This is a genomic window from Labrys sp. ALF-8, assembly GCF_059699065.1.
Map to the genome: position 1 here is coordinate 4,124,594 of NZ_AP048537.1, position 16,818 is coordinate 4,141,411.

Genomic DNA, 16,818 nt, shown 5'->3' on the forward strand with positions numbered 1-16,818 from the left:
GAGGAGTGGACTGAATGAAGAAGGCACTTTTGGCGGGCGTTGCCTTTGCCGTCGGCCTGGGCGCGATGACGGCCGCACAGGCGGCCGACAAGGTCACGCTGCAGCTCAAATGGGTGGTGCAGGGCCAGTTCGCGGGCTATCTCGTCGCCAAGGACAAGGGTTTCTACAAGGATGCCGGCCTTGATGTCACGGTCGCGCCAGGCGGCCCCGATATCGCCCCCGAAACCGTGATCGCCAACAAGCAGGCAGACGTGATCGTGGACTGGATGCCCGCCGCGCTCGCCGCCCGCGAGAAGGGCGTGCCGCTGGTCAACGTCGCCCAGCCCTTCAAGCGCTCGGGTCTGGAACTGACCTGCCGCAATGAGACGGGCATCAAGTCGCCGGCCGACTTCAAGGGCAAGACGCTCGGCGTGTGGTTCTACGGGAACGAGTATCCCTTCCTGGCCTGGATGGCCAAGCTCGGCCTGAAGACCGACGGCTCCGCCGAAGGCGTGAAGGTCATCAAGCAGGGCTTCAATGTCGATCCGCTTCTGCAGAAGCAGGCGGATTGCATCTCCACCATGACCTACAACGAATATTGGCAGGTGATCGAGGCCGGCGTGAAGCCGGAGGACCTCACCGTCTTCAAATATGAGGATCAGGGCGTCGCGACCCTGGAGGATGGCCTCTACGTGCTCGAGGATCGCCTCAAGGATCCGAAGTTCGTCGAGACCATGGCCAAGTTCGTCAAGGCTTCCATGAAGGGCTGGGACTATGCCCGCGAGCATCCGGACGAGGCGGTCAAGATCGTGCTCGACAACGACGCTTCCGGCGCACAGACCGAAGTGCATCAGACGCATATGATCGGCGAGGTGAACAAGCTCACCGAGGGCTCGGATGGCACGCTCGACCCGGCAGCCGCCGAGACGACCGTCAAGACGCTTCTCTCCGGCGGCGGCGACGCTCCGGTGATCACCAAGCCGCCGGTCGGCGCCTGGACGAGCGTGGTGACGGACGCAGCGAAGAAGCTGTGACATGACATTGGCGGCGCCTGGTGCAGGCGCCGCGTTTTCTCCGGGTGCGCGGACATCTTGTCCGCATCTTGCGGGAAACCCTGCGTTTCCAAGGGCGGACAGGATATCCGCGCACCCGGGTTTATTCATTTCCGGAGGACAACATGCCGATCCTGATCCGTGGCGGTATCGTGGTGAACCACGATTTTTCCAAGCCCGCCGATGTTCTCATCGACGGTGAAACCATCGTGGCGATCGGCCCGAAACTGTCCGCGCCGGCGGGCGCCGAGATCATCGACGCCGATGGTTGCTTCATCCTGCCGGGGGGCATCGATCCGCACACCCATCTCGAAATGCCCTTCATGGGCACGGTCTCTGCCGACGATTTCGAATCCGGCACCCGCGCCGCCCTCTCCGGCGGCACCACCATGGTGGTGGATTTCTGCCTGCCCGCTCCCGGCCAGTCGCTGCTCGCCGCCTATCAGGAATGGCGCCACAAGAGTGAGAAGGCGGTCTCCGACTACTCCTTCCACATGGCGGTCACCTGGTGGGACAAGCAGGTGTTCGACGAGATGGACACCGTGGTGAAGACCTACGGCATCAACACCTTCAAGCACTTCCTCGCCTATAAAGGCGCGCTGATGGTGAATGACGACGAACTCTTCCACTCCTTCAGCCGCTGCGCCGGACTTGGCGCCCTGCCGCTGGTTCATGCCGAAAACGGCGACATCGTCTTCCGCCTGCAGCAGCACTACATCGACCAGGGCGTGACCGGTCCGGAGGGGCATGCCTATTCGCGCCCCCCCGAGGTCGAAGGAGAGGCGACCAACCGCGCCATCATGATCGCCGACATGGCCGGCAGCCAGCTCTACGTTGTGCACACCTCCTGCCGCGACAGCCACGAGGCCATTGCCCGGGCACGCGCCGCGGGCAAGCGCGTCTACGGGGAGCCGCTGATCCAGCATCTCGTGCTCGACGACAGCGAGTATCAGAACAAGGATTGGGACCACGCTGCCCAGCGCGTGATGTCGCCGCCCTTCCGCAACAAGTCGCACCAGGATTCGCTCTGGGCCGGCCTCGCCTCGGGCTCGCTCCAGGTGGTGGCGACCGACCACTGCGCCTTCACCACCGAGCAGAAACGCATGGGGCTCGGCGATTTTCGCAAGATCCCCAACGGGACCGGCGGCCTGGAAGACCGCATGCCGGTGCTGTGGACGGCCGGCGTGAAGACGGGGCGCCTCACCAAGGAGGAGTTCGCCGCGGTGACCTCAACCAACATCGCCCGCATCCTCAACATCTATCCGAAGAAGGGCGCCGTCGCGGTTGGCTCGGACGCCGATCTCGTGGTCTGGGACCCTGCTGCCACGAAGACCATCCGCGCCAGGAACCAGTTCAGCCGCGTGGAGTACAATGTCTTCGAGGGCTATGAATGCACCGGTCTGCCGATCGTCACGCTCTCGCGTGGCCGTATCGCCTGGAAGGATAAGGAGATCCGGGCTCAGAAGGGCGACGGTACCTTCGTCGCCCGCGATCCCTTCCCGGCCTCGGCAGTGGCGAACGCGACCTGGAAGGAATTGAACAAGCCCAGGCCCGTGTCGCGGATCGAAGTGACGCCGTAGGTGAAATGGTGGGCCGGATTGCAGACCGGCCCCTGACGGCTGCATTTGCAACTGCGTGCCGGTTCCCATACCGGCACGCCAATCCGGATCCGCAATGCCTACCTATGTCGAGCTTTCTTCCCTCCGCCTCGGACGCTGGTTGAACGAACCGGCGACGTGGTCGCTCGAGAAGGGCGTACTCGATGTCGTGACGAATGAGGCCACCGATTTCTGGCGGCAAACCCACTATGGCTTCACGCGCGACAGCGGCCATTTTTTCTTCCTCGACAGTGCCGGCGCCTTCACCGCCGAGGTTCGGGTGCGCGCCCGCTTCGAGACGCTCTACGACCAGGCCGGGCTGATGGTGCGGCTTGGCGAGGAGGCCTGGCTTAAGGCGGGCATCGAATACAACGACGGCGCTCCGATGATCGGCAGCGTGCTGACGACGGGCCGATCCGACTGGGCGACGGGCCCTTTCATCGGCGATCCCGCAGATTTCCGCATGCGGATCACGGTTTCCCACGGCGTGCTCCGGCTGCAGTATTCCGCCGACGGCAAACATTGGCCGCTGATGCGGCTCGCCCCCTTTCCGGAGGCGGCGTCCTATCAGGTCGGCCCGATGTGCTGCACGCCGGAGAGGGCTGGCCTCCATGTCTCCTTCAGCGATTTTCTACTTACGCCGCCCCGCGGCAAGGCGCTGCACGATCTTTCCTGATCGCCCGGCTCCACATTCCAGAAAGGCTTGATCATGCTGACCAATCTCAACATCAACCCGCAGCGCCTTTGGGACAGCCTGATGGAGACCGCCAAGTTCGGTGGCACGGCCAAGGGCGGCATCAGGCGCCTCACCCTCTCGGATGAGGACAAGAAGGTGCGTGATTGGTTCAAGGCGCAATGCGAGGCCATGGGCTGCACCGTGACGGTGGACGAAGTCGGCAATATGTTCGCGGTGCGTCCCGGCCGGAACAACGACCTGCCTCCGATCGCCATGGGCTCCCATCTCGACACCCAGCCCACGGGTGGCAAGTTCGACGGCGTCCTCGGCGTTCTCGGAGCGCTGGAGGCCATGCGGACCCTGCATGAGCAGGGCTACGAGACCAATGCGCCGGTGGAAATCATCAACTGGACCAACGAGGAAGGCTCGCGCTTCGCGCCGGCCATGCTGGCATCAGGCGTCTTTGCCGGCGTGTTCACGCCGCAATATGCCTATGAGCGTGCGGACCGGGATGGCATCAGCTTCCTGGAGGAACTGGAGCGGATCGGTTATCGCGGCACGGAAAAGGCCGGATCCCACAAGTTCCAGGCCATGTTCGAACTGCATATCGAGCAGGGGCCGATTCTCGAGGACGAGAAGAAGATGATCGGGGTGGTCACCGGCGTGCAGGGAATGCGCTGGTACGAGGTCACGGTCACCGGCCAGGATGCGCATACCGGCGCGACGCCGATGTATCTGCGCAGGAACGCCCTGCTGGGCGCGGCCCGCATCATCGAGGCGGTCGATGCCATCGGCCAGAAGCACCAGCCCGGCGTCGCTACCGTCGGACTGATCGAGAACAAGCCCAACAGCCGCAACGTGGTGCCCGGCGAAGTCTTCTTCACGGTTGATCTGCGCCATCCCGACGAGGAGGCGCTGGACGTCATGGAGCGGGAATTCCGCGCCGTTCTCGAAGCTGCCCTGCCGCCCATGAAGCTCGCCTATGAGGAGAAGCGCATCTGGAACTCTCCCGCCGTCAAGTTCGCACCCGAACTGATCGAATGCGTCGAACATGGTGCCGAAAAGGCAGGATTTGCCAAGCGCAAGATGGTCTCGGGGGCCGGCCATGATGCGGCCTACATTGCCCGCGTCGCACCCACCACGATGATCTTCGTGCCATGCGAGGGCGGGCTCAGCCACAACGAAGCGGAATCGACCAGCTTCGATGAATGCGCGGCCGGGGCGCAGGTGCTGCTCAATGCCGTGATCGAGCATGACCGGAGGACGGCATAGCCGGGTAGCGTCGTGCTGTCCGCGCTACCGGGAAGGTGCCCCTTGCAGCCCGCCGAACTCGAAGCCGACCTCCATGACCACATCCCGCTGACACGGGCCATGCAGGTGCACGTTCTCGACATCACGGGCGAGTCCGTGCGCCTCGGCGCACCGCTCGCGCCGAACATCAACCATCACGGCACCTTCTTCGGCGGCAGCCTGGCGACCCTCGCCACGCTCGCGGCATGGTCGCTCGCGCATCTCAAGCTCCGGGACGCGGGGCTCGACTGCAGCCTGGTCGTCGGTGCCGTTCACATGGACTACCTCGCACCGGCCGAAGGCGATGTCTCGGCCCGTTCCTTCCTCGTCGAGCCGGACAACTGGCCGCACGTGCTGGAAACATTTGCGCGGCGGGGAAAGGCTCGCATCCCGGTGATGGCCGAAATCGAATATGGCGGGCGATGCGTGGCCCGCTTCAAGGGCGATTTCGCCGCCCTGGCGCGGTGAATGGCGCCAGGTGCCCCTGGCATTCCCGCGATCTCAGGCTAACCCATCAGTTCGCAGAAGCGTTCGATGTCGACATTGCCCCCGCTGACCAGCACGCCGACGCGCTTGCCCCTGAAGCGGTCCTTCATTGCCCGGGCGGCGGCGAAGCCGAGGCAGCCTGTCGGCTCGATCACCAGCTTCATGCGCGAGAAGGCGAAGCGCATGCAATCGACGAGTTCGGCATCGCTCGCGGTGAGGATATCGTCGACGTCGCGCTTGATGATGCCGAAGGTGTAGTTGCCAAGATATTGCGTCTGGGCGCCGTCGGCTATGGTCTTCGGCGTCGCGATCCTGACGATTTCTCCCTTGCGAAAGGATTGTTGGCCGTCATTGCCGGCCTCGGGCTCCACGCCATAGAGCTTGCAGCCAGGCGAGAGTGCTCTCGTGGCCAGCGCCGAGCCGGCCAGCAGGCCGCCACCGCCGAGGCAGACGAAAAAGGCATCCAGCTCGCCGACCTCCTCGAACAATTCCTTGGCGGCCGTGCCCTGGCCGGTAATCACGTCGGGATGGTCGTAGGGCGGGATGAGCGTCAGGCCGTGCTTTTGCGAAAACTCGCGTCCGATCGCCTCTCGATCCTCGCTGTACCGGTCATAGAAGACGACGCTACCCCCATAACCCTTGGTGGCTTCCACCTTTGCCCTGGGCGCGTCGTGCGGCATGATGATGGTCGCGGGAATACCGAGCATGCGGGCCGACAGGGCGATCGCCTGCGCGTGGTTTCCGGACGAGAAGGCGACCACGCCGTGGCGGCGCTGCTCGGCATCGAAGCGCGAAAGTGCGTTGAAGGCGCCCCGAAATTTGAAGGCGCCCATGCGCTGCAGGTTCTCGCATTTGAACAATACCTCCGCGCCCATTTCCTCGTTGAAGGTACGGGAGGACATGACGGGTGTGCGATGGGCGTGGGGCCCGATGCGCTCTGCGGCGGCAACGACATCGTCATAGGTGGGCAGGGAGAGGTTGGTCATGGAGATTCACGATGCAAGGTGGGGAGGGCCGGCGGGCGATTGGTGTTAGCACAGTCGGCGAAGGACGCGACGTCTTCCTTTCCCGACTGCGAGAAGCTCAGCTTCCGTCCTCCCAGCCGATTGCTTTCCGGAGGAAGGAGTAGCCGAGCGCGATAAAGGAGGCGCGTTCGCTGTTGTCCTTGCCGTAGCCATGTCCGCCGGCCTCGGGTTCGTAGAAGTGCACGCGGTGGCCAAGGCTTTCGAGCTTGGCAGCCATCTTGCGGGCGTGGCCGGGATGCACGCGGTCGTCGCGGCGGGTGGTCGCTAGCAGGATTGGCGGATAGGCGCCGGGACCCGCCGTGTGATACGCCGATATCCTCTGCAGGAAGGCCCAGTCATCGGGCTTGTCGGGATCGCCATATTCATCGATCCAGCTCGCGCCGGCGAGCAGCCTGGTGTAGCGGCGCATGTCGACGAGCGGGATCGTGCAGAAGAACGCCCCGAATTTCTCCGGATGGCGCGTGAGCATGTTGGCGATCAGCAGGCCGCCGTTCGAACCGCCCTCGGCGGCGATGCGGCCCGGCCGGCTGACACCTCGGCGCACGAGGTCGGCGGCCACGGCTGCGAAATCCTCGTGCGAGAGGAACTTGCCCTCCCGCCGGCCGGCCTCGTGCCAGCGCGAGCCGAACTCCCCGCCGCCGCGCAGATTGGCCATCACATGCGTGCCTCCCCGCTCCAGCCACAGCTTGCCGACGGACGCCGCGTAGGTGGGTTGCAGCGTGACCTCGAAGCCCCCATAGCCCGTCATATGGACCGGTGCGTCCCCGGTCTCAGCCGACGGTCCCACCTGGGTATAGGGTATCTTCTCACCGTCGACCGAAATCGCCTCGTGCTGCGTCACCCTGAGGCCCGCTGCATCGAACACCTCCGGCCCTCGCTTGAGCACGCTGGGACTTGCGAGCATCTCGGGCCGGCTCACATCCATGAGCGAGACCTGCGGCGGAGTGATGGGGTCCTGCAGTGCCACGAGCACCTCGCCATTGGTGTCGGCGTCCTCGGAGTCCAGCGACCAGACCTGCACCACGCCCGTCGCCGGCAGCGTCCCGATCGTATGGTGCTGCCAGTCGGCCGGCGACGGCGTCACGATCTCGAAACGGGGCTTGAGATTGTCGAGGATGGACAGGACGAGTTGTCCGTCGTTCCAGAAGAATCCCTCGAGGACGCGGCGTGCGGCGGGTTCGAACAATATCGAGAAATTGCGACTGCCTGCCTGGAACGCGGAAAGGCCGATGCCGAGCAGCGCGTCCGGCTCATACGTGCGGGCGGCCGGCGACCAGGGGGTGCGCAGCTTCACCACGAGCCAGTCGCCGAAGACATCCCAATGGGCGTCGGGCGGCAGTTCGATGCGTGACTTGGGGCCGGTGGCATCGCCAAGCCAGCCATTCGTCTCGAAGAATGCCGGCTTTTCCATGTACCAGACCCGGGGCGCTCCGCCGGTGCGGTCAACGCCGCCCCAGGCCGACATGAAGTCGCGCCGGGTTTCGAAGACCACCGGCGCAGTCAGCGGATCCGCGCCTCGGCGCCACAGGCGTACGGTGCGGGCATAGCCCGATGCCGTCGCCATGCCTTCTCCCAGGGCGGTGGAGATCAGCAGTGTATCCTGGTCGAGCCAGGCGACCCCGCCCTTTGCCTGGGGCAGGAGGAAGCCGCCCGCCGGGAAGCTCCTCGTCTGGATGTCGAATTCGCGGTGGACGACCGCATCGCTGCCGCCGCGCGAAAGCCGCAGCATCGCCCGCTGCCTTTCGACCGGCTCCACTGTCGAGCCGGCCCAGACCCAGTCCTCCCGCTCGGTCCTGGCGAGGGCGTCGAGGTCGAGCACCACCTCCCATTCGGGCTCCGGCGTGACATAGGAGGTGAAGGTGGTGCGGCGCCAGACACCACGCGGATTCGCGGCGTCCTGCCAGAAATTATAGAGATGGCGTCCCCGCCGGGTAATGTTCGGAATCCTGTCCGGCCGGTCGAGAATCGCGGTGAGCGTGTCGCGGTCCCGGCCGAAGGCGCCATCGCCGAAAAGCGCGAGCGTCGCCTGCGAGCGCTCCTTGACCCATGCAAGGGCAGTCGGGCCTTCGATCTCCTCGAGCCACAGATGCGGATCGTCGTCGGGCGCGTTGAGGGTGGGACGCGGATCAGGGGCTGTCATGGGATGCCTTGCTTGGAGCGCGGACGTCCCCGTCCGCTCCTGGATGTCGGCGAATGCCGGGAACGACGCGTTCTGCGACGGGCAAGTGCGGACGGGGACGTCCGCGCCCGCCGCTACCCAGCCAGCCTCGTCTCGGCGAGATGCGTCCAGTAGCTGATGCCGGCGGGGATGATGGCATCGTTGAAGTCGTAGGCGGCGTTGTGAAGGCCGGCGCTGTCGCCGTTGCCGATGAAGATGAAGGCGCCGGGGCGCTCTTCCAGCATGTAGGAGAAATCCTCGGCGCCCATCATAGGCGGAGCCTCGATGTCGACATTGTCGTGGCCGGCCACGCGCCTTGCGATTTCGCCGCAGAACTTGGTCTGCGAGGCGTGGTTGCGGGTGACGGGGTAGTGACGCGAATAGACGGCTCTCGCACTGGCGCCGAAGGCCCGCGCGGTCAGTTCCGCCACCTCGATCACGCGCCTTTCGAGCAGGTCGCGAATCTCCGGCAGGAGCGCCCGGCAGGTGCCGTGCATATGCACGCTGGCGGGAATGATGTTGTAGGCCTCTCCCGCATGGATGGCCGTCACCGAGACGACGGCGCTCTTGAGCGGATCGGTGTTGCGCGAGACGATGGTCTGCAGGGCGCTGATGATGTGGGCCGAGACCAGCACAGGGTCGATGCCTTCATGGGGCTTGGCCGCGTGCGCCCCCCTGCCGGTCACGTCGATGTCGAAGACGTCGCTGGAGGCCATGATCGGCCCGTGACAGATCGAGAAGTGGCCGGGAGCCAGGCCCGGCAGGTTGTGCATGCCGTAGACTTCCTCGATGGCGAAACGCTCCATAAGGCCATCTTCCACCATCGCCTTGCCGCCGCCGCCGCCTTCCTCCGCGGGCTGGAAGATCACGACGGCATTGCCGGTGAAGTTGCGCTGGCTGGCCAGTGTCTTGGCGGCGCCGAGCAGCATCGCGGTATGGCCGTCGTGGCCGCATGCGTGCATCTTGCCGGGTACGCTCGAAGCATAGGCGAGATTGGTGGTTTCCTCGATGGGCAAGGCGTCCATGTCGGCGCGCATGCCGATGGCGCGCGGCCCGGGCCGTCCCTTGATCACGCCGACGACGCCGGTCTTGCCGATACCCTCGATCACTTCGTCGCAACCGAACTTTCGCAGCAGGTCGGCTACCTTCGCGGCGGTGCGATGAACGTCATATTGCAGTTCGGGATGGCGATGTATATCCCGTCGCCACTCGGTGACCTCAGGAACGAGAGCCTTGATGCTGTCCGAAATCGTCATGCGCTATCAGTTCCAATATTGATTTCTGCCCCCAAGCCGGGTGACAAGAGACGCCTCAGTTTTGCATGCCTTCAGACAATGAGGAAGGGAACGATTATGGATCATTCACAGGCCGCAAAGGTTTGGCAGGATCTCGAAGCCCATAAGCAGGCCCTGGGGGCGACGACCACGCGAGACCTTTTCGCCGCAGATCCCGATCGTTTCGGCAAATTCTCGTTCTCGCTCGACGATGTACTGGTGGATTTCTCGAAAACCCGCGTAAGCGAGGAGACCCTCGCATTGCTGCTCAAGCTGGCGCGGGCGCATAATCTGGAGACCCGCCGCGACGAGATGCTCAAGGGCGATCCGATCAACACCACGGAGGGCCGTTCTGTACTCCACACGGCGCTGCGCGCGCCGGCGGACGCCGACATCCGCGTCGATGGCAAAAACGTCGTGCCGGACGTGCATGCGGAACTCGAACTCTGCTACGCCTTCGCCAACAAGATTCGTTCCGGCGAACTGCGCGGCGCCACCGGCGACAAGATCACCGATGTGGTGAACATCGGCATCGGCGGGTCGGATCTCGGCCCGGCCATGGGTGCGCGCGCGCTCTCGCCCTACGCCGATGGGCCGCGCGCCCATTTCGTTTCCAACGTCGACGGCGCCGACATGTCGGACGTCCTCTCGCGCCTGGATCCTTCGCGCACGCTCTTCCTGGTCTCTTCGAAGACCTTCACGACCATCGAGACGATGACCAACGCCCATTCAGCGCGCCAGTGGATCGCCAAGTCGCTGGGCGAGAGCGCGGTGGGCGATCACTTCGCCGCCATCTCCACCAATATCGTCGCCGTGGAGGCCTTCGGCATCAACAAGGACCGCATGTTCCGCTTCTGGGACTGGGTCGGCGGGCGCTATTCGATGTGGTCCGCGATCGGCCTCGGCCTGATGATCGCCATCGGTCCGGAGAGTTTCAGCGAGTTCCTGGCCGGCGGCCATGAGATCGACCATCACTTCGCCACCACGCCGCTGGAAAAGAACATCCCCGTATTGATGGGCCTGATCGGCCTCTGGCACCGCAATTTCATGGGCTACGCCGCTCATGCCGTGCTGCCCTATGATCAGCGCCTCGGCCGTTTCCCGGCCTATCTTCAGCAGCTCGACATGGAATCGAACGGCAAGCGCGTCCATCTCGACGGCACCCCCGTGACGTCGGACACCGGACCGCTGGTGTGGGGCGAACCCGGTACCAACGGCCAGCACGCCTTCTACCAGCTCATCCACCAGGGCACGAGCGTGATCCCGGCGGACTTCCTCATCGCGGCCGAGCCGCACGAGACCGGCATGGGCGACCACCACGCCATCCTGATGGCGAATTGCCTGGCGCAGACGGAAGCCCTGATGCACGGGCGTTCGCTGGAGGAGGCGAGGGCGGTGCTGAAGGCGCAGGGCCTCGACGACAAGAAGATCGAGCTTCTCGCCCCGCACAAGGTGTTCCCCGGCAGCCGCCCGACGACCACCATCGCCTATCGCAAGCTCACCCCGCGGATGCTCGGCCGCCTCGTCGCCCTCTATGAGCACAAGGTGTTCACGCAGGGTGTGATCTGGGGCATCAACTCCTTCGACCAGTGGGGCGTGGAACTCGGCAAGGAACTCGCGTCCCGCCTCCTGCCGGTGGTGAAGGGCGCGACGGTCGATGGCCTGGACGCGTCGACCAAGGGTCTCGTGGCGCATCTGAAGTCGCTGCGGAGCTGAGAAGGCGGGCAGGTCTTGGGACCTACCCTGAGATCCGCTCGGCAGCAGAGAGCCGCATTTTTTGTAATGCCCGGGCCTGTCCCGGGCATCCGGGCCCGGCCTTCCTCGGCCTCCGCCTTTGCCCTGCGTCGCTGGGACAAGCGCGGCGATGACAAAAGCCGAGGTTCCGGCGATTTGTCGGTCAGGCTTCCTAGGCCCGCCTGCCGCCGTTCCGGTCTCCAGACCGGTATGCTTCCTCAGGAATATGGTCCATGAGTTCGTCCGCCGAAGTGCCTGCCGCCATTCCCATCTTCGACGGCCACAACGACACCCTCCTGCGCCTTGCCCTCCAGAAGGAGAAGCCGCCGGAGGAGGTTTTCGGCAAAGGCGCGGGATCCGGCCATATCGACCTGCCCAAGGCGCGGGCGGGTGGTTTCGCCGGCGGCTTCTTTGCCATGTTCCCGCCGCCGATCAAATCGACGGACCTGTCGCAGGTGACGCAGGCGCAGCGCTATGACGTGCCGCTGCCGCCGATGCTGCCGATCGAGAGCGCGCAGGCCTCGACCATTCGGATGCTGTCGATCATGCTGCGGCTGGAGCAGGCCCTGCCCGACGACGTCGCGGTCTGCCGCACCGCCGGCGAAATCCGCGCGGCAATGGCGGCGAACAGGATCGCCGCGCTGCTGCATATCGAGGGTGCCGAGGCGATCGATCCCGACTTCGCCATGCTGGACGTGCTCTACACCGCCGGCCTGCGCTCGATCGGGCTGGTCTGGAGCCGCTCCAACATCTACGGCCACGGCGTACCCTTCCGCTTCCCGGGCTCCCCCGATGTCGGCCCGGGCCTCACCGATGCGGGCAAGGCCCTTGTGGCCGAGTGCAACCGGCGCGGCATCGTGGTCGACCTCTCTCATCTCAACGAGCAGGGGTTCTGGGATGTTGCCGGAATCAGCACGGCCCCGCTCGTTGCCACCCATTCAAACGTCCATGCCCTGTCCGAATCCGCCCGAAACCTCACGGACAAGCAACTCGCGGCCATCCGGGAGAGCGGCGGCGTGGTGGGTCTCAATTTCGCCACCGGTTTCCTGCGACCCGACGGCGCCATGCGGGCCGATACGGATCTCGATATCATGGTGCGCCATCTCGATTACCTGCTCGAGCGGTTAGGCGAGGACGGCCTCGCATTCGGTTCGGATTTCGATGGAGCGGTGATTCCCAACGCCATCGGCAGCGCCGCCGGCCTCCAGCGTCTGGTCGATCGACTGCGCGAAGCAGGCTATTCGGAGGCCTTGCTGCGCAAGATCGCTCACGAGAACTGGCTGTCGCTGATCGAGCGGACGCAGGCATGACCGCAGTGGCGGTCACGGACCGCCATTTTCTTGCCGGCGTGTACCTCGTTTCCGGGAAGGTCGAACGGTGAGCGACCCTCCGCGTTCGGCGGGTCTCCATGTGCCAGGGCGAATGCTCAGCCCCGTCGCTGCGACTTCGCGCCGTCCCTGCCTGTCGGCTGCCCGGGCTTTCCGAACTTGCACAGATCGGCCAATCCGCAGCGTTCGCAGAGCGGTCTTTGGCTGGTGCAGACCTCCTGGCCGAAACGCTTCAGCAGCCAATGCAACTCATACAGATCGTCTGCGTCCCAGCTTGACGGTATCAGGCGCATCATCTGCAGGTGCGCCTTCTCGAATCCGGCATCCTCGGACAGAAATCCGAAGCGAATGCCGAAGCGCTTGATGTGGCGGTCTACGACGAAGATGCGCCGGCGCAGCATGCTGAAGTTCAGGATCGCGGCGGCGCATTTGGGGCCGATGCCCTCATAGGTCTTCAGCTTTGCCATCGCACTGTGGAGCGGCGAGGAAGGAGAGGTCGAAGCGGCTGCGCTCGGCGACGATGCGGGCAACCGAACGAACGAGTTGTCCGGCCTTCCGCTCCGGATGAGTGACGGTGGAGAGGTGGGCAAGCACTTCCTGCGCGCTTGCCTTTGCCAGTTCGTCGAGCGGGTGGAAATGCGCCTGCAGGGCCTGGAAGGCTTTCTCGGATTCGGAATCATAGGTCTCGGCGCTGATCAGGGCTTTCACGAACTGTTCGTGCGGGCTGTGGCGGCGTGAGTCCCGTTGAGGGCCATAGGCCGCGAGCAGGCGCTGGCGCACCGTGGCGAGCGGCGGCTGCTCACCGAAATCGAGGTTGAATTGAATCTGCTCGATGACAGCCATCGCCCCCTCAATGGAAATCCCGGCTCTTGAACAAGGTCAGTTCGAGCTGGGCGGCCGGCGCGGCGATACCTTCGCGCAGGCGCGAGAGTTCGGCGGAGAGGTCGAACACGCTTTCGGCGATCACATGCACCACGAGGCCGGCACGCTGGACACGGCCGCGTATGGCGACGAAGCGCGAGTTCATCACGGCGCGGCGGTATTTCTCGAAGGTCTTCGGCCAGACGATGATGTTGGCGATGTCGGTCTCGTCCTCGATGGTCATGAACACAACGCCGCTGGCCGTGCCGGGGCGCTGGCGCGTCAGTACCAGGCCGGCAACGGTGACGAGGCTGTTCTCCTTGAACGTTTCGCTGCGATGAGCGTGGTTGGTGATGGCGCCGAGGCGCTCGAGTTCCGGGCGCAGGAAGCTGCAGGGGTGGGCTTTGAGGGATAGGCCCGTGGTCTGGTAGTCCTCAAGGACATGCTCGCTCTGCTCCATCGTCGGCAGGGCGATCGCCGGTTCGGGAAAGAGGTTGTCGTCGAAATCGGAAGTGAGCAGCGGCAGGTCCCGGCTGGCCTTGCCGAACCCGATGCCGATGGTTTCGAAGCGGCGCACGGCCCAGAGCGCTTCGCGCCTGTCCAGGTGGAGCGAGCGGAAGGCGTCGGCCTCGGCCAGTTTCTCGATGGCCGAGAGGGTGAGGCCGCTCGCCGAGCCGAAGCGCTCCAGGCTGCCATAGCCGTTGCCGCGTCCGCCCACCATCATCCGGATGTCGTCCTCGTTCAGGCCCGTCACCAGCCGCATGCCCAGGCGAACGGCGAAGCGATGCCTGCTCGGATCGGTGGCCGGTTCCAGCGTGCAGTCCCAGTCGCTGTAGTTGATGTCGACGGGGCGGATCTCGACGCCATGCTTCTCGGCGTCGCGCACCAGCTGTGCCGGCTGGTAGAAGCCCATTGGCTGGCTGTTGAGGATCGCCGCGCAGAAGACGTCCGGGTAGTGGCACTTGATGTAGGCGGAGACATAGACGAGCACGGCGAAGCTGGCGGCATGGCTCTCGGGGAAGCCATATTCGCCGAAGCCCTCGATCTGGCTGAAACAGCGCTCGGCGAAAGCCTGCTCATAGCCGCGCCGCACCATGCCGCCGATGAATTTGGTCTTGTAGTTGCCTATCGTGCCGGTGTGGCGGAAGGTTGCCATGGCTCGCCGCAGGCCATCCGCTTCGTCTGGCGTGAAGCCGGCCGCCTTGATGGCGATCTCCATGGCCTGTTCCTGGAAGAGGGGGACACCCTTGGTGCGCGAGAGGACGTTTCTCAGTTCATCCGCGGGGCCAAACTCCGGTGATGGGGCGGGATAATGCTCATTCTCGATCCCGTCCCGCCGCCGCAGATAGGGATGCACCATGCCGCCCTGGATCGGCCCGGGGCGGACGATGGCGACCTCGATGACGAGATCGTAGAATTCCTGCGGCCTGAGGCGCGGCAGCATCGACATCTGAGCCCGGCTTTCGACCTGGAAAACGCCGACAGAATCAGCCTCGCACAGCATGTCGTAGGTCTTCTTGTCTCCACGCGGCAACTGGGCGATGTCGCCGAGCTGCCTCCCGTAATGCTGCTTCAGAAGATCGAGGCCTCTTCGGATGCAGCTCAGCATTCCCAGCGCCAGGACATCGACCTTCATCATGCCGATTTCATCGATGTCGTCCTTGTCCCATTCGATGAAGGTGCGCTCGTCCATCGTTGCATGACAGATCGGAACGGTGTCGTTGAGCAACCGGCGCGTGAGCACGAAACCGCCGACATGCTGCGACAGATGCCGGGGAAAACCGGTGAGGGCCTGGGTGAAATAGAGGGCCTGCCGGATGACGGGATTGTCGGGATCGAGGCCGGCCTGCCTCACGCGGCTGGGTGTCCAGGTTTGCATGCCCATGCCCCAGACCGTCTTCGACAAAGCCGCGGTGACATCGGGCGTCAGGCCCAGCACTTTGCCGACTTCGCCGACGGCCCGCCGGGATCGGTAGTGAATGACGGTGGAGCAGATCGCGGCCCGCGTCCGGCCATAGCGCCGGTAGACGTACTGGATGACCTCCTCGCGCCGCTCATGCTCGAAATCGACATCGATATCCGGCGGCTCTCCGCGCTTCTCGGAGATGAAGCGGGAGAACAGAAGCTTGGTCTCGTCCGGATTGACCTCGGTAATGCCGAGGCAATAGCAAACAGCACTGTTTGCCGCCGAACCGCGACCCTGGCACAGGACGCCGAGAATGTTCCGCGCATAATCGACGACGTCATGCACCGTGAGGAAATATGGAGCGAACTCCAGCTTCTCGATGAGCCGGAGTTCTTCCTTGATGCGCACGACGACATCGTCCGGCACGCCATAGAGATAGCGCCGTTCGGCCCCGGCCCAGGCAAGGTCTTCCAGATGTTGCTGAGCCGTCTTGCCTGGTGGAATGGGTTCTTCCGGATATTCGTATTTCAGCTGCAGAAGATCGAACGTGCACGCCCGGATGATCTCGAGCGTCCGCGCCAGGGCCTCCGGATGATCCGCGAACAGCCTCTCCATCGTCCGGGGCGGCTTGATGTAGCGCTCCTCGTTGATCTCCAGCCTCAGCCCCGCTTCCGCCAGGGTGCATTTTTCCCGGATGCAGGTGAGGATGTCGGCGAGCGCGCGGTGCTCCGGCACATGGTAGAGCACATCGTTGACGGCCACCATGGGAGCGCCGATTTCGTCGCCGAGTTCCGAGAGGCGTCCGAGGCGGCGGGGTTCGTCGCCGGAGAGGCGGTGGTGGCCCGCAAGGTAGACGCGGCCCGGAGCGGCACGGGCGAGCGCCGAGACCCTGGCGACGAAGGTTTCGTCCGGTTCGCCCTGCGGCAGGGCGATGAGGATCTGGCCCTCGCTCGCCGGCAGGATCTTCTCGAAGCCGAACAGGCATTCGCCCTTCTGGCGCTTGATGCGCGTATTGCTTTCGCTGAGGAGGCGGCAGAGCCTGCCATAGGCGTCGCGGTCCATGGGATAGGCGATGACCTCGAAACCATCGGTGGTGACGAGGCGAACGCCGGGCAGGTAGCGCAGATGCGGGTGCTTCTTCGCCTCGCGCAGTGCCCGGACCACACCGGCGAAGGAATTGCGGTCGGCAATGCCGATGCCGGCCAGGCCGAGTTCATGCGCCCGCTTCACCATGTCTTGCGGGAAGGAAGCGCCGCGCAGGAAGGAGAAATTCGTGGTGACGGCGAGTTCGGCATAGCCGGACGCGACGGGATCCGCTTTTCCTGGGACGGGTGCGGGCTTGGAGTGTCGATCACCGATCGGCATCGCCTCCGCCTGTAAACTCGGCGCTTCGAGGACGGCGATTGGTAATCGCCGCTCCGTGTTTGGGCCGGGCTCTTCGCTCCCGGTTC

Annotated in this window: 13 protein-coding genes; 7 read left to right on the top strand and 6 right to left on the bottom strand. The window is 64.7% G+C overall.

Translation table 11 applies throughout. The features are described from left to right. Positions 1 to 14: 14 nt before the first annotated feature. The 5 genes from AC6H34_RS18880 to AC6H34_RS18900 all read left to right on the top strand — a co-directional run bounded on the left by AC6H34_RS18880 (position 15) and on the right by AC6H34_RS18900 (position 5,063). The gene (locus AC6H34_RS18880; protein ID WP_448148378.1) at positions 15 to 1,013 is read left to right on the top strand and encodes an ABC transporter substrate-binding protein; all 999 of its coding nucleotides are present in this window, start codon (positions 15 to 17) and stop codon (positions 1,011 to 1,013) included. Positions 1,014 to 1,156: 143 nt separating this feature from the next. Then, positions 1,157 to 2,611, top strand: a complete 1,455-nt coding sequence (gene hydA, locus AC6H34_RS18885) for a dihydropyrimidinase (protein ID WP_497539733.1) — start codon at positions 1,157 to 1,159, stop codon at positions 2,609 to 2,611. Positions 2,612 to 2,705: 94 nt separating this feature from the next. Next, positions 2,706 to 3,305: a DUF1349 domain-containing protein gene (locus AC6H34_RS18890; RefSeq protein ID WP_497539734.1), complete on the top strand. Its 600-nt coding sequence runs from the start codon at positions 2,706 to 2,708 to the stop codon at positions 3,303 to 3,305. Positions 3,306 to 3,332: 27 nt separating this feature from the next. After that, complete coding sequence (locus AC6H34_RS18895; protein WP_497539735.1) at positions 3,333 to 4,577, top strand: Zn-dependent hydrolase; 1,245 nt, start codon at positions 3,333 to 3,335, stop codon at positions 4,575 to 4,577. Between the two features lie 42 nt (positions 4,578 to 4,619). Beyond that, on the top strand, positions 4,620 to 5,063 hold the full coding sequence (locus AC6H34_RS18900) for a thioesterase domain-containing protein (RefSeq protein ID WP_497539736.1): 444 nt from the start codon (positions 4,620 to 4,622) through the stop codon (positions 5,061 to 5,063). Between the two features lie 38 nt (positions 5,064 to 5,101). On the opposite strand, the gene AC6H34_RS18905 is transcribed toward AC6H34_RS18900, so the two are convergent. The 3 genes from AC6H34_RS18905 to AC6H34_RS18915 all read right to left on the bottom strand — a co-directional run bounded on the left by AC6H34_RS18905 (position 5,102) and on the right by AC6H34_RS18915 (position 9,520). After that, positions 5,102 to 6,067: a threo-3-hydroxy-L-aspartate ammonia-lyase gene (locus tag AC6H34_RS18905; protein ID WP_497539737.1), complete on the bottom strand. Its 966-nt coding sequence runs from the start codon at positions 6,065 to 6,067 to the stop codon at positions 5,102 to 5,104. Between the two features lie 97 nt (positions 6,068 to 6,164). Further along, positions 6,165 to 8,246, bottom strand: coding sequence for a prolyl oligopeptidase family serine peptidase (locus AC6H34_RS18910; protein ID WP_497539738.1), 2,082 nt, complete (start codon positions 8,244 to 8,246; stop codon positions 6,165 to 6,167). A 113-nt stretch (positions 8,247 to 8,359) separates the two neighbouring features. Beyond that, on the bottom strand, positions 8,360 to 9,520 hold the full coding sequence (locus AC6H34_RS18915; RefSeq protein ID WP_448148371.1) for a M20 aminoacylase family protein: 1,161 nt from the start codon (positions 9,518 to 9,520) through the stop codon (positions 8,360 to 8,362). Between the two features lie 96 nt (positions 9,521 to 9,616). Here AC6H34_RS18915 and pgi point away from each other — a divergent pair, with 96 nt between their 5' ends. After that, the gene (gene pgi / locus AC6H34_RS18920) at positions 9,617 to 11,254 is read left to right on the top strand and encodes a glucose-6-phosphate isomerase (RefSeq protein ID WP_497539739.1); all 1,638 of its coding nucleotides are present in this window, start codon (positions 9,617 to 9,619) and stop codon (positions 11,252 to 11,254) included. Between the two features lie 251 nt (positions 11,255 to 11,505). Further along, positions 11,506 to 12,582: a dipeptidase gene (locus AC6H34_RS18925; RefSeq protein ID WP_497539740.1), complete on the top strand. Its 1,077-nt coding sequence runs from the start codon at positions 11,506 to 11,508 to the stop codon at positions 12,580 to 12,582. A 116-nt stretch (positions 12,583 to 12,698) separates the two neighbouring features. Here the strand turns inward: AC6H34_RS18925 and AC6H34_RS18930 are convergent, their stop codons facing one another. The 3 genes from AC6H34_RS18930 to AC6H34_RS18940 are packed head-to-tail and all read right to left on the bottom strand — an operon-like array spanning position 12,699 to position 16,732. Beyond that, the gene (locus AC6H34_RS18930; RefSeq protein ID WP_497539741.1) at positions 12,699 to 13,067 is read right to left on the bottom strand and encodes an endonuclease III domain-containing protein; all 369 of its coding nucleotides are present in this window, start codon (positions 13,065 to 13,067) and stop codon (positions 12,699 to 12,701) included. Next, positions 13,045 to 13,443, bottom strand: coding sequence for a hypothetical protein (locus tag AC6H34_RS18935; protein ID WP_497539742.1), 399 nt, complete (start codon positions 13,441 to 13,443; stop codon positions 13,045 to 13,047). Before AC6H34_RS18935 ends, AC6H34_RS18930 begins: the two co-directional genes overlap by 23 nt. A gap of 7 nt (positions 13,444 to 13,450) precedes the next feature. Further along, entirely contained in the window at positions 13,451 to 16,732 is a 3,282-nt protein-coding gene (locus tag AC6H34_RS18940) for an error-prone DNA polymerase (protein ID WP_497539743.1), read from the bottom strand. Between the last annotated feature and the right edge of the window lie 86 nt (positions 16,733 to 16,818).

Bases quoted from the DNA above. Each gene is read 5' to 3' on its own strand.
- pgi (WP_497539739.1), top strand. From the start codon at position 9,617: ATGGATCATTCACAGGCCGCAAAGGTTTGGCAGGATCTCGAAGCCCAT.
- AC6H34_RS18890 (WP_497539734.1), top strand. From the start codon at position 2,706: ATGCCTACCTATGTCGAGCTTTCTTCCCTCCGCCTCGGACGCTGGTTG.
- hydA (WP_497539733.1), top strand. From the start codon at position 1,157: ATGCCGATCCTGATCCGTGGCGGTATCGTGGTGAACCACGATTTTTCC.
- AC6H34_RS18910 (WP_497539738.1), bottom strand. From the start codon at position 8,246: ATGACAGCCCCTGATCCGCGTCCCACCCTCAACGCGCCCGACGACGAT.
- AC6H34_RS18905 (WP_497539737.1), bottom strand. From the start codon at position 6,067: ATGACCAACCTCTCCCTGCCCACCTATGACGATGTCGTTGCCGCCGCA.
- AC6H34_RS18940 (WP_497539743.1), bottom strand. From the start codon at position 16,732: ATGCCGATCGGTGATCGACACTCCAAGCCCGCACCCGTCCCAGGAAAA.
- AC6H34_RS18930 (WP_497539741.1), bottom strand. From the start codon at position 13,067: ATGGCAAAGCTGAAGACCTATGAGGGCATCGGCCCCAAATGCGCCGCC.
- AC6H34_RS18880 (WP_448148378.1), top strand. From the start codon at position 15: ATGAAGAAGGCACTTTTGGCGGGCGTTGCCTTTGCCGTCGGCCTGGGC.
- AC6H34_RS18925 (WP_497539740.1), top strand. From the start codon at position 11,506: ATGAGTTCGTCCGCCGAAGTGCCTGCCGCCATTCCCATCTTCGACGGC.
- AC6H34_RS18935 (WP_497539742.1), bottom strand. From the start codon at position 13,443: ATGGCTGTCATCGAGCAGATTCAATTCAACCTCGATTTCGGTGAGCAG.
- AC6H34_RS18915 (WP_448148371.1), bottom strand. From the start codon at position 9,520: ATGACGATTTCGGACAGCATCAAGGCTCTCGTTCCTGAGGTCACCGAG.